Source organism: Mucilaginibacter gotjawali (genome assembly GCF_002355435.1).
Lineage (GTDB): Bacteria > Bacteroidota > Bacteroidia > Sphingobacteriales > Sphingobacteriaceae > Mucilaginibacter > Mucilaginibacter gotjawali.
This window is the reverse complement of record NZ_AP017313.1, coordinates 1,435,724-1,448,143: the sequence shown is the minus strand read 5'-3', so window position 1 is coordinate 1,448,143 and position 12,420 is coordinate 1,435,724. Positions and strand designations below refer to the sequence as shown.

The window sequence follows — 12,420 nt, the reverse complement described above, 5'->3', positions numbered from 1 at the left end:
AAAAATGACTCCCGGCATATTTATCCAGATAAATACCGTTGCTTTCTCAAAAGATTGCAGACATTTTCCGTTCCCGAGCGGTACCCCGGGAGGAATAGTTGTTGCGCGACGCTCAAAACTTCACCAACCTGCAGATGAAGCAGCAGGGGATGGCGCCCGACAACAAAATCTAAAATTTAAGGTTTTGATACCTGTTAATAATACGATCTGAATATCCGCGCAATTCGCTCACCTGGGCGCCAACGGCTTTTTCCGCATTCGCATCTTTTATTGTCGATTCAAAAAATGACACCTCAATATCACCTTCAGGCATCAATTCGGCTAAAAAATAAATGATTTGCGACTTTAGCCTATGTGCTAAAAAAATAAGTTGGGTGAAATATCCGCGCCAAATACCGGGTCGGCCAGGGCCAACAAACATTTGCCCTGGTTTAAAATAGTTTTTGCTTTAAAAAAAACCACCGGACCTGCTTTTATTGCCGGTATAACATCAGTTATTCCCCATACCGCTATCGAGGTATTTTTATTGCGATGATGAGTAATTGCCAAATCAGGATGAAAACCGTTTTCAATCAGCCGGCGTAAGGCAACCTTACACAATGGAATATGCAGTGAACACAAAATAACGCCGTTAGGCCGGGCTCTTTCGAAAATCTCAAGTCCGTGTGCCCTTACCGGTATCGGGAAAGGGATTTTCCTGCGGGTCATTAAACTTAAAATGGTGTTTAATAAAGTTGCATGGTTTAATCCAAACAGCGGGCGCCTGGATGGAATAAATTGTGTTTCCAGCATCGCTATGAACCGCGTTGATTTATAGGCGACAAGGTACCATTTCTCAGGCTTATAAAAAGAAACTATAAAAAAAGCAAGGATTTGCTTTAGTAAAAACTTGATCTTATTTTTTATCCGTACAAATAACAATGCTGCTGGGGAGTTTAAATATTAGAACAGTAAATTTATGTAAAATAGCCAATAGATAGCCAGTAAAACAGGCCCGGTTAACGCATTTTTTTCCGTCCCCGCAGGGTCTCTCGCAGAGGACCCTGCGCCGCATGCCAGGTTTCCCATCTTTTCACAGGGATTTTCCGTCCCCGCAGGGTCTCTCGCAGAGGACCCTGCGCCGCGTGCCAGGGTTCCCATCTTTTCACAGGGATTATTCCGTCCCCGCAGGGTCTCTCGCAGAGGACCCTGCGCCGCGTGCCAGGTTTCCCATCTTTTCACAGGGATTATTTATATTTACTCCATGGCAATACGTACCCGGCACGAAGTAACCGAAAACACCTGGTTCATCACCTTTACCTGTTACAATTGGCTACCCCTTTTTGACGAGACCAACTCACACGACCTGATTTACAAATGGCTAAAACTAATCGACGACAAACACCAGATCAAAACATTGGCTTTTGTCATCATGCCCAATCACGTTCATCTACTGCTGCACTTAACCCACCTGAATGTTAATTTGAATACCATCATGAGCAATGCCAAACGATTTATGGCTTATGAAGTGATAAAACGGCTTAACCAACGGCAAAATTACCAGTTACTAAATATGTTGTCGTCCGACTGTACCCGAGAAAGAGCGAATGAAAGGACAATTGCATAAGGCTTTTGAACCGTCATTCGATGCAAAGCCGGTTTATACGCTCGATTTTTTATACCAGAAATTGGATTACATCCATCACAACCCGGTTAGCGGAAAATGGAAATTAGCAAATGAGTTTACGGACTACCCGCATAGCAGTGCTGCCTTTTACGAGTTGAACCAGCCACATCCGTTTGCACTTATTACAGATTATCGGGACTATTGGTTCTGAAAATATTCAGCGCCGGCCCTCAGCGTGGACTGGAATAGGGCAAGCTTAAGAGACCGGTCTCGTCTCAATAGGATCACTTAAAAATGACCCAGCGTTGGATTGGGTGCCGACATAGGCAGTTTCCTATACCCTCCATCCAAATTATAGCCTTTCAGAAATACCCACCCTCAAAACTTCCAGCGCAGGGTCCTCTGCGAGAGACCCTGCGGCGGCGGAAGGGCGGTTCTCTATAACCACTATTCAAATGATAGACCTCCGGCAATATCCTCAACGTCAAAACACTCAGCGCAGGGTCCTCTGCGAGAGACCCTGCGGGGACGGGAAAGCACGAAACGGCATATGCATTGAAATGAATTTGAGTGGTGGATGATTAATTTAAATCCAAAAAGGCTCCTGGCGGTTATCAAAAATATATAGAAGAATGATCTTTGTATCCGTTACTTCATAAACTAATGATGATTGACGGGAAATGACGGCTCTTCGAAATGGAGTATCTACAGGAATAGCTTGGTACAGATATGGGTTAACTATTATTTTCCCGACAATCAGATCAATTCTGTCCAATAGTTTTTCTGCCGACAGTGTACCATACGCCTTTTCAACATTCTCTACAATGGCGCTTAGCGTAATTTTATAAGTTTCGGTATAGACAACGTCCACAATCATTACCGGCCTAGAATGCCGCGATGGCTGGTATAAGCATGCACTCTGCCATTTTCTTTATCATCTTCGGCATGTCGCATTAACTCAAGTTCTCTTTCACTCATTTTGGCATCCTGGGTTATATATTCAATATTCATCACCTCCAAAATGGGTTTTAGCGCATCCCATTCCTTTTTGCTGTTGATATTTAAAACCACCTGTGTCATAACTATTAGTCTGCTTAAAAACAAAGTTAATTTAAATTGCCTTTATATACAAGCGGCTGTTATGATAGAGGCAATATTCATCAAACGATGCGCGGCTCAGTCCACCGTAAAAGGCTGTTGACAAGGAATGAAAGCATACTAATGCACCTGTATAAACTTTTTGCCTGACTCGTTCCAGACCCAATATTCAGTAGCGCACATTGCGCAATCCGAAGCGGATTCGCCGGGATTAACTATTACCAGCCTGCTGGTCGATCTGAACTCATACCCACCCGCAGCCGTCGGACCATCGTAAATCAGTCCGGTTTTCACATCAACAACTGCTGCTGACTGGCAGTTAGAGCCGCAACCCCAATAAGCAAAACAATAGTGCCCCCCAAAGTTTAAACCTGTCGATTCCCGCCAATGCTTCATGTTATCTTTAGAATAATAGGTATCCGTGATCATCGTTCTGAACATCCCGCCAAGGGGATTACTTTTCAAAATTGGTTTTGCTTTATGCCCTTTAAACAAATAAGCGGGATATTGTTTAAAAAATGGATGTGGTCTTAAATTGGTCATGCTTAACAGCAAAACCGAAAGAAAGGTCAGGTATGTAAGGCGAATTTTCATTTAATATTAAAAAAATCAGGACACGGTCATGGGGCAACTGTTAAAAATCCGGATCCAGATCAAAAGTATTGTTTTTAGCGGGCCGGCATAAATCGACTCGAGACTTTCGACTCCACTATTAATTCGGCTACCACCAAACGTTCCTACGGAACGAAAATGCGTTTTTTGATTGATTTCGACCGACCAGGCGTCCGCCTATTGGCGGGCGCATTTTTTGTTTTTTCGTCCGCCCCTGGCGGACGTCTGGTTGGTAGAAAATATAATTACCAATAGCCGCGTTCCGTAGGAACGTTTGGTGAAATTGACGCCGATAGTCACCTGATCAAATTTCGTGGGTAAATTTAAACCTGCCGGAGACTTTCCGCGGGGCTGAATATCGACTCAAGACTTTAGACTAAAGACTTTCTAATTACTTACCTCAACTCCCCATTAATCCCTTCTAAAACGCTACTCCCCGGGCACAATTCCTCCTGGCCCAAACTATTCAGCGCCCTGTCGGAGGTTTGGATAGTATGGTGCAGGTCGGTTGATTCGGGGTTGATGTAGAGTAAGCCGGTGAGGATCTCATCCTTGTTGCGGGCATTTTGCAGGGCATTCATGGCCGAGAGCCTGTCGTAAGGATCAAGATCGTCGGCCAGTTTTTCCAGGTGGATGTAGGAGCCGTCGTGCATTTTGATGTCGGTTCCGGTACCTTTCTGGTAGCTGGTGGTAATTTCTTTTTTTAAGGGCACAAAATCTACGGTAGCGGTGGCTTCCATGTGTTCGCGCACGTAATCGTATGATTTGGTGGAGCCGGGGTTATTGTTAAAGGTAACGCAAGGCGAGATCACATTGATAAACGCAAAACCCGGATGGTCAATCGCCGCTTTGATCAGGGGGATCAGTTGTTCCTTATCGCCCGAAAAGCTTTGCGCCACAAAGCTCGCACCAAGCTCAAGCGCCAGGCCGGCCATATCAATCGGCTGGAAGGGGTTAGCTACGCCTTTTTTGCTTTTGGAACCTGCATCCGCAGTGGCAGAGTCCTGCCCCTTGGTGAGGCCGTAGCAGCCGTTGTTCATCACGATGTACACCATATTGAGGTTACGGCGGATAACATGCACAAACTGTCCCATGCCAATAGAAGCACTATCGCCATCGCCGGATACGCCCATATAAAGCAGGTCTCGATTGGCCATATTGGCGCCGGTGGCTACCGATGGCATCCTGCCGTGTACGGAGTTAAAGCCATGGGAGTGCCCTAAAAAGTAGGTAGGCGTTTTTGATGAGCAGCCGATACCCGATAGCTTGGCAATACGGTGCGGCGCTATTGACATTTCGAAACATGCCTGTATGATACTTCCGCTGATAGAATCGTGCCCGCAGCCTGCGCACAGGGTAGATATAGCGCCTTCATATTCTTTGGTGGTATAGCCCAAATCATTTTTTGGCAAGCCGGGGTGGCGGAATTGTGAACGGATATAAGTCATGACAATATTTTACTGGTGGTAAATCAATTTTTTGGCGGGTAATAAACTTTTACTGATCTGCGTGATGATGTTATCCGCGGTTATAGGCATGCCATTGTAATTTAACACGGAAATTAGCTTCTGCGGGCTGGCGTCCAGTTCATTGATCAGCAGGCTGCGCAACTGCGCATCCCTGTTTTGTTCGATCACGAATACCTTTTCGTGCGAGTTGATAAAATCCCCCACGGTTTTGTTAAAAGGGAAAGCCTTTACCCGCATCGCGTCAAAAGATACGTTGCCCTGGCTCATCAGGTCCATCGCTTCCTCAGCCGAGTAGGTGGATGTGCCAAAAAACAGCACGCCGTAAGGGCTTTTATTTTCTTTTTGATAGAGGTAAGGCGCCGGTACAATGTCCTTGGCGGTATCCCATTTCTTCAGCAGCCTGTCCATATTGCGGGCGTATATGTCGCCATCTTCGGTATAGGCGGCAAATTCGTCGCGCGATGTTCCGCGGGTAAAAAATGAGCCCTTGGTAGGGTGTGTGCCGGGGATGGTGCGGTAGGTAATGCCATCGCCATCCACATCAAGGTAACGGCCAAACTGGGGCAGTTCTTCCAGTTGCTGCGCGTTAAGCACTTTGCCACGGTTGTATTTACGTTGATCGTCCCAAACAAATGGGTCCGACATGTGGTCATTCATGCCCAGGTCAAGGTCCGTCATCATAATGATGGGCGTTTGTAAAAGTTCCGCCAGGTCGAATGCGCCGGCGGTCATCTCAAAACATTCCTTCGGATCGGATGGGAACAGCAATACCTGTTTGGTATCCCCATGCGATGCATAAGCCGCTAACAAAATATCCGACTGCTGCGTGCGTGTAGGCATCCCGGTTGACGGGCCCGTGCGCTGCACATCAATCAAAACAGTGGGAATTTCGGCAAAATAAGCCAGGCCTAAAAACTCATTCATTAATGATAAACCCGGGCCACTGGTAGCGGTAAACGAACGTGCACCGTTCCAGTTGGCGCCGATCACCATCCCAATGGCGGCCAGTTCATCTTCGGCCTGTACTATGGCATAGTTATGTTTACCGGTAACCGGGTCAATCCGCATTTTTTTAGCGTACCCTTCAAATGCTTCCACAACTGAAGTGGATGGCGTTATCGGGTACCAGGCCACAACAGTTGCCCCGCCATAAACGGCGCCAAGCCCGCAGGCGGCATTGCCGTCAATCATGATCTTATCGCCCACCAGGTCACGGCGTTCAAGTTTTAAGTCGATGGGGTAATTGTAATTGTCGAGGACATACTGCGCGCCCAATTTTAAGGCTTTGATGTTTGGGGCGATCAGTTTTTCCTTGCCATTAAACTGTTCGGCCAGTAAGACCTCCAGTACACTAAATTCTATGCCCAGCATTTGCGCCAGCGCGCCCACATAAACGATATTTTTAAACAGTTGGCGCTGCCGCGGATCGGTAAATTCGCGGTTACAGATCTCCATTAATGGGATCCCGATGTAATTTACATCCTCGCGGATCAATTCCGGGTGCAGCTTCCTGGTACTGTCGTACAAAAAGTAACCTCCGGCTTTAACAGAACGCACATCGTCCGGCATGCTTTGCGGGTTAACGCAAACCATAAAATCTACGCCTTCGCGCCTGCCTAAATAACCTTTTTCGCTGATCCGTACATCGTACCAGGTTGGTAATCCCTGTATGTTTGAGGGAAAAATATTTTTAGGGGTAACCGGTATCCCCATCCTGAAAATCGCTTTTGCAAACAGGTAATTGGCGCTTGCTGATCCTGTACCGTTCACATTAGCAAACCGTACCACAAAATCGTTCACTTTATCTTGATGCATCACTTAACATGCTTTGGTAACCTTATATAAAAATTGTTGCATATCCCAGGCCGAAGTTGGGCAGCGCTCGGCACATAACCCGCAGTGCAGGCAAACATCTTCGTCTTTTACCATTACCCGGCTGGTAGGCAGGGTATCTGATACATACAAATCCTGGCTTAAATTTAATGATGGCGCCTTCAATCGCGTCCGCAACTCTTCTTCCTCGCCATTTGCTGTAAAGGTGATGCATGACGTTGGGCATATATCCATACAAGCATCGCACTCTATACATCTGTCTTTTACAAACACGGTTTGCACATCGCAATTGAGGCAGCGCCGGGCCTCTTTAAGGGCTGTCTGGAGATCAAAACCCAGTTCCACTTCCATCTTTCGGTCTTTTAACGTTACCGTTTTGGCTGCATGCGGTACAGCATACCTCAGGTCGTTTTCAACTTCGTTCTCATAACTCCACTCGTGGATGCCCATTTTCTGGCTTACCAGGTTCACAAATGGCGAGGGTCTTTCGGTAAGCGGCTTTTCTTTCAGATAAAGATTAATAGAGATAGCCGCCTGGTGCCCGTGTGCCACCGCAGTGATCACATTTTTAGGACCGAAAGCCGAGTCGCCGCCGAAGAATACGCTTTTATTGGTAGACTGAAAAGTAACCGGGTCAACTACCGGCATCCCCCATTCGCCAAATTCAACACCGGTTGATTTTTCAACCCAGGGGAAAGTATTTTCAAGACCGATAGCCACCAGCACGTCATCCGCTTCAATAAAAACTTCCGGCTCGCCGGTGGGCACTAAGGTGCGTTTGCCTTTTTCATTAAATACAGCGTGTACTTTCTCAAAAGTCATGCCTTTTAGTTTGCCATCTTCAACTACAAATATTTTGGGCACATGGTTATCCAGGATCTGGATATCTTCGTGCAAGGCATCTTCTTTTTCCCATGGCGAAGCTTTCATTTCGGCATAGGGGCTGCGAACCACTACTTTTACCTCTTCGCCACCCAGGCGGCGCGAGGTGCGGCAGCAATCCATGGCCGTGTTGCCGCCACCCAGTACAATTACTTTTTTGCCTATTTGATGGGTATGTTCAAAGGCCACACTGGCCAGCCAGTCAACCCCTATATGGATATTCTTATCAGCTTCTTTACGGCCGGGGATGACCAGGTCGCGGCCCCTTGGGGCACCTGTCCCAACAAAAACAGCATCGTAGCCCATATCCAATATTTCCTGCAGGCTGGATACATAGGTTTTAAATTGGGTATGGATGCCCATTTCCAGGATATAATCTACCTCTTCATTCAGCACGTCAATTGGCAGCCTGAACGAGGGGATCTGGCTGCGCATCATGCCGCCGCCCGCATCCTGTTCATCGTATAAATGAATCTCGTAGCCAAGCGGGGCAAGGTCCCGGGCAACGGTTAATGATGCCGGCCCACCGCCTATCAAAGCTATCCGTTTGCCGTTTTTTTCAAAAGGCACTTTCGGCATAAATTGCTTTACATCATCTTTGTGGTCGGCCGCCACACGCTTTAGCCGGCAAATAGCAACGGGCTCTTCTTCAACCCTGCCGCGCCGGCATGCGGGTTCGCAGGGACGGTCGCAGGTGCGGCCAAGTATGCCCGGGAATACATTTGATTCCCAGTTGATCATATAAGCTTCGGTATATTTTCCTTCTGCTATTAACCTGATGTATTCGGGTACGGGAGTGTGTGCGGGACAAGCGTACTGACAATCCACTACTTTGTGGAAGTATTCCGGGTTTTTGTCGTCTGTTGGTTTCAACTATAGTTTATTAATTGGCAAATAGTAATGAGAGGACTCATTAAATTGTAAAATTAAAATAATTTAATCATTTAGGCTGCTAAAATGGCTAACATATTAACAGGGATTTAACAATTTATTTCCTTTTTTAATACAGATCAAAAATATCAACCTGAGGGCTGCACTTCTCCGGATTTCCCTCAAAAGCTTTATGTCGGTTCCCGGAAAAAATATCATCCTTTTAAATTTTTTAACTATCCTCTATTTCAATAAATTAAATATTTATTACAAACTTTAAGTTAACCTATACAAAGTATTGAACAAATGACGAAAATCACATATTTTCACTAAAGAATATTCAGCCAAAGAATACTGTAGGACAGGAAGATACCGTCTCTGCAGGGAGATTAAGTGCCGGGCGCACATAAATAGAATGATCTTTATCACTTTTTTTCGGGATGATAAAATCGCGTCAGCGCATTTTTTACTGTGAATTAATATTTAGAAGGAATTTTTAAAAAATATAATTTGATGACTTGAGATACCTGATCTGAAGTTATTTTAAGACAATTAACACTTGACCGGGGCTGTGAAGTAATAAATTGAGTTAGTAAATCTTTTTTACGTGTTTGGATTGGAAGCGATTTTATTTTCTCCTCTCAACTTTTACCAGGCCTTGTCTTGTGGCAAGGTAAAGTATCCCATTATTATCAAAAGCCATATCGCTGATATAAGAAGTTGGCATCTGTGAATTTTCATTGTGATAATTTTCCCAGCTACTTTTCAAGTCAAATCTAACCAGCCCTGCGCGATCTGTTGCGATCCAAAGAATTTTTTCACTTTTATCATACAGCACCTTGGTTACATGGTTAAATGGCATACCCGAATTTGAAGTAGTAAATTGTTTAATATCACCATTGGCATAACAAATCGCTATACCTTCGTCATTATTTACTAATGATTTGTCCTTTCTGTCAAATTCATAAAGGGCAAAATAGACATTCCCATTTTCGTCCTCGTCCATTGACATAATACATTTGCCTTTCAGTACAGTAGGTGTTTCATTAAAACTTGTAGCTATTCCATTTTCATCAATCATGACAGAGCCGCTAAAGGTCCCTATCCAAAGCCTGTTTTTTGAATCTCTTTTGGCAAATGCAACTCTATTTGATGGCAGTTCCTTAATTTTATTTTTATTAAGGTTGCTCCACTGGCCTGCCTTATAGATCGTTAATCCCTCATCTGAACAAAAGAAAACTTCACCCGACTTAACGTTGTTAACAATTTTATAGGCGCTATTAATTCCGATTTTAGTTGAATCGTAAATGGTCCATTTATGATCATTATTACTGTAGATATTGCTCCCCCACATACCCATTTACGGTTCTCATTATCGCATGCTATTGCATAGTACCCAAAATGCTTTCCCTTATCAGTAATATTTTGTTCTGCCCGGGTAAACTTTTTTCCATCAAATTTCACTAAGCCTTCATCTACAGTTAGCCAAATAATATTATCTCTGTCCACCATAATATCATCATCAAAATTATTGGGCAAATTTGAATTACCTGAATTCCAAACCTGGATATCATAGTTTTTTAAACTTTCATTCTTATAAACGTAGTCTTTATTATAGATTTCCGGGCTTGTTGGTCTGTCGAAAGACTTCATAAACGCTTTTTGATCAACCCTTTCAATCTTACCTGTTAAAATACCACTTTTTATTTGGATAGATAAATTAAAAGAGGTCCTGCTTTCCGGTTTTTCATTTGTTTTAGCTGGAATCCAGCCCTTAAAGCTATTTAAATTGGCTACGATGTTTTGTGTGATAGGATTATTAGACACATCAGTATGGCTCAAAACACATCCATTCCCGGCTGAGTCAACCAGCACCTGGAACAAAACTCTTCCTGTTATCTTATGATAGTCGTTCGTTTTTATTGAGGTTATCGATCAGGACTTTAAACGCTTCAGGCTTTACATCAGCCTTTTCATCCCCGCAATCAAGGCAAAACACATTGGTAATACAATTATCAAGTTTATAAGGAAATATGTTTTGGGCTTTAAGGCTAAACGTAATACCCATGAGGGCGAGTAAAAAAGTAATTTTCATGATTTTTTTAGGTGAAAATGCTCAGGAATAATGATAAAGTTTATAATAAACGCTTCGTTTCACTTCGTCCCACCCCTGTAAAACACATTTAATCGTGGTTGCATAGGTTTCTTTACCAAAAGCTTACGATTTTTACGCGCAACAGCTGTCCCATTGGTAGCACCCTGTAACCCACTGCCTGCAACTGTACTTACCACACCCGCAGGCGTAATTTTACGGATGAGGTTATTATTTGAGTCAGCTACATATACATTGCCGGCGGCATCAACCGCAAGGCCGGCAGGGTAATTAAAGGAGGCTTTGGTTCCGGTACTATCGGCCGAACCTGCAAGCCCGCTGCCGGCTAATGTACTTACTGTTCCATCAGGAGTAATTTTACGGATGAGGTTATTTACGCCGTCGGAAACATAAATATTGCCGGCTGCATCAGCAGCTACACTATTAGGGTAATAAAAGGTAGCTAAAGCTGCGGGCCCGTTGTTTGCCCCTTTAAGTGTATCAACGCCGGCGTAGGTACTTACCACCCCCGATGGGGTTATTTTCATAATAGTACTATTCAGATAATTGGCTACAAAAACATTTCCGGATCCGTCTAAAGCAACACCCGAAGGATTATTAAAAGGAGATAAGTTAGTTGATGTTCCCGTATTCAACGTTCCCGCAAAGGTGCTTACCTGCCCGCCCTGCCCTATCAAACGGATTAAATTATTGCCGGCATCGGCCACATAAATATTGTCATGAGCATCAACCGCTACACCCAGCGGACCAAAAAATGAGGAGGCAGTACCAATCCCGTTACCTGAGCCTGTTGTATCACTGCCGGCGATAGTGGTAACAACTCCGGCCGGGCTTATTTCGCGGATAAGATTATCACCAGCATCAGCCACAAATAAATTTCCCGATGCATCAACGGTTAAGCCTGTTGGCTGTGTAAAGGAGGCAAGGGTACCTGCTCCGTCAATATAACCCGCATTTCCGCTGCCGGCAAGGGTGGTAACAATACCTCCCGGCGCTATTTTACGGATCAGGTTATTGCCATAATCGGCTACATAAATATTTCCGGAAGCATCAATAGCAACCCCTGAGGGGTTATTAAAAGATGGTAATGAATCTAAGGCTGCCAGGCTATCCGTTTTCGTCGTGTCAGGGTTGGTATTGAAGTGATTTTGCCGCAAAAAATCTTTTTTACACGCTGTTGTGAAGCAGGCTATCAGGAGCAGCATTAAGGCTGGGTACAGTAATAATTTTATGGTTTCCGGCTTCAATGGGGGTATATAAAATAATCTAACACAATAGTATCAAATTTAATCATCATAAAATAATCTGTTTAACTATTTCTTCCGTTGCCAGGAAAATCGCGTTTATAAAAACAGGTATATTTAATTGAGGCTAAAGCCATTTTTATTGCTTCAATTTACCCGTTGGCTAAAGCCAACGGCAATGAATGAAAAGCCATGCTTCCAAAATTCATTGCCGTTCCTTTTAAGGAACGGAAAAAGTAAACAAAAAGATAAAGCCTTTAGCCAAATTTTGAGCGACAAGTTTTAAACGCGATTTCCCTGCTGCCGCTGCAGCTCATTTTGCCAGCTGCGGGTAATTCAACACTATAAAAAACCAATAAATCGAAGAAAGCCAAAACCGGACAGAATATTTTTTCGTTTATTTAAATTAAACAATTGATATGGGGACAATAGGCGATTTTAAAACCAAAACAATAGTGTCAAACATCCGTAAGATCAGGGAATTCAGAAACTATACACAGGATTACCTCGCGGCTAAATTGCAGATATCACAAAATGCATACAGTAAAATTGAACTTGGATACAGCAGCATTACCTTAAACCGCCTGGTAAAAATAGCCGAATTACTGGAAATTGAACTTGCGGACATTATAAGTACCGACATCGAAGAAATCATCCGGCTTAAACTGCAATTGAAGCAGGCCGAGTAATTAT

Annotated in this window: 15 protein-coding genes; 3 read left to right on the top strand and 12 right to left on the bottom strand. The window is 44.1% G+C overall.

The genetic code is table 11. The annotated features are described in order from the left end of the window. Positions 1 to 169 precede the first annotated feature (169 nt). Entirely contained in the window at positions 170 to 313 is a 144-nt protein-coding gene (locus MgSA37_RS28155) for a hypothetical protein (protein WP_157750475.1), read from the bottom strand. Between the two features lie 44 nt (positions 314 to 357). Continuing rightward, positions 358 to 921: a hypothetical protein gene (locus MgSA37_RS28555; RefSeq protein ID WP_096350620.1), complete on the bottom strand. Its 564-nt coding sequence runs from the start codon at positions 919 to 921 to the stop codon at positions 358 to 360. 322 nt (positions 922 to 1,243) lie between these two features. Here MgSA37_RS28555 and MgSA37_RS06650 point away from each other — a divergent pair, with 322 nt between their 5' ends. Both MgSA37_RS06650 and MgSA37_RS06645 read left to right on the top strand, forming a co-directional pair. After that, complete coding sequence (locus MgSA37_RS06650) at positions 1,244 to 1,606, top strand: transposase (RefSeq protein ID WP_096350617.1); 363 nt, start codon at positions 1,244 to 1,246, stop codon at positions 1,604 to 1,606. Beyond that, entirely contained in the window at positions 1,587 to 1,817 is a 231-nt protein-coding gene (locus MgSA37_RS06645) for a hypothetical protein (protein WP_096350615.1), read from the top strand. Before MgSA37_RS06650 ends, MgSA37_RS06645 begins: the two co-directional genes overlap by 20 nt. 375 nt (positions 1,818 to 2,192) lie before the next feature. Here the strand turns inward: MgSA37_RS06645 and MgSA37_RS06640 are convergent, their stop codons facing one another. From MgSA37_RS06640 to MgSA37_RS06595, 10 genes are all read right to left on the bottom strand, one after another. After that, positions 2,193 to 2,483, bottom strand: a complete 291-nt coding sequence (locus MgSA37_RS06640) for a type II toxin-antitoxin system RelE/ParE family toxin (protein ID WP_096350613.1) — start codon at positions 2,481 to 2,483, stop codon at positions 2,193 to 2,195. Beyond that, a complete protein-coding gene (locus tag MgSA37_RS06635) occupies positions 2,483 to 2,686 on the bottom strand; it encodes a hypothetical protein (protein WP_096350612.1) in 204 nt (67 codons plus the stop codon). Before MgSA37_RS06635 ends, MgSA37_RS06640 begins: the two co-directional genes overlap by 1 nt. Before the next feature lie 138 nt (positions 2,687 to 2,824). Further along, on the bottom strand, positions 2,825 to 3,298 hold the full coding sequence (locus MgSA37_RS06630) for a hypothetical protein (RefSeq protein ID WP_096350610.1): 474 nt from the start codon (positions 3,296 to 3,298) through the stop codon (positions 2,825 to 2,827). A 413-nt stretch (positions 3,299 to 3,711) separates the two neighbouring features. Continuing rightward, the gene (locus MgSA37_RS06625; protein ID WP_096350609.1) at positions 3,712 to 4,764 is read right to left on the bottom strand and encodes a 2-oxoacid:ferredoxin oxidoreductase subunit beta; all 1,053 of its coding nucleotides are present in this window, start codon (positions 4,762 to 4,764) and stop codon (positions 3,712 to 3,714) included. Positions 4,765 to 4,773: 9 nt separating this feature from the next. Beyond that, on the bottom strand, positions 4,774 to 6,600 hold the full coding sequence (locus MgSA37_RS06620; protein ID WP_096350607.1) for a 2-oxoacid:acceptor oxidoreductase subunit alpha: 1,827 nt from the start codon (positions 6,598 to 6,600) through the stop codon (positions 4,774 to 4,776). 3 nt (positions 6,601 to 6,603) lie between these two features. After that, entirely contained in the window at positions 6,604 to 8,373 is a 1,770-nt protein-coding gene (locus MgSA37_RS06615) for an FAD-dependent oxidoreductase (protein WP_096350606.1), read from the bottom strand. 625 nt (positions 8,374 to 8,998) lie between these two features. Next, positions 8,999 to 9,451, bottom strand: a complete 453-nt coding sequence (locus MgSA37_RS06610; RefSeq protein WP_096350604.1) for a hypothetical protein — start codon at positions 9,449 to 9,451, stop codon at positions 8,999 to 9,001. 131 nt (positions 9,452 to 9,582) lie between these two features. Then, on the bottom strand, positions 9,583 to 10,254 hold the full coding sequence (locus tag MgSA37_RS06605; protein ID WP_157750473.1) for a hypothetical protein: 672 nt from the start codon (positions 10,252 to 10,254) through the stop codon (positions 9,583 to 9,585). Between the two features lie 16 nt (positions 10,255 to 10,270). Then, the gene (locus MgSA37_RS06600; protein ID WP_096350601.1) at positions 10,271 to 10,465 is read right to left on the bottom strand and encodes a hypothetical protein; all 195 of its coding nucleotides are present in this window, start codon (positions 10,463 to 10,465) and stop codon (positions 10,271 to 10,273) included. A 59-nt stretch (positions 10,466 to 10,524) separates the two neighbouring features. Then, entirely contained in the window at positions 10,525 to 11,688 is a 1,164-nt protein-coding gene (locus tag MgSA37_RS06595) for an NHL repeat-containing protein (protein ID WP_157750472.1), read from the bottom strand. Positions 11,689 to 12,146: 458 nt separating this feature from the next. Between MgSA37_RS06595 and MgSA37_RS06590 the strand changes: the two genes are divergently transcribed. Further along, positions 12,147 to 12,416 (top strand): helix-turn-helix domain-containing protein, encoded by a 270-nt coding sequence (locus MgSA37_RS06590; RefSeq protein ID WP_096350598.1) that lies wholly within the window; start codon positions 12,147 to 12,149, stop codon positions 12,414 to 12,416. Positions 12,417 to 12,420: the final 4 nt, after the last annotated feature.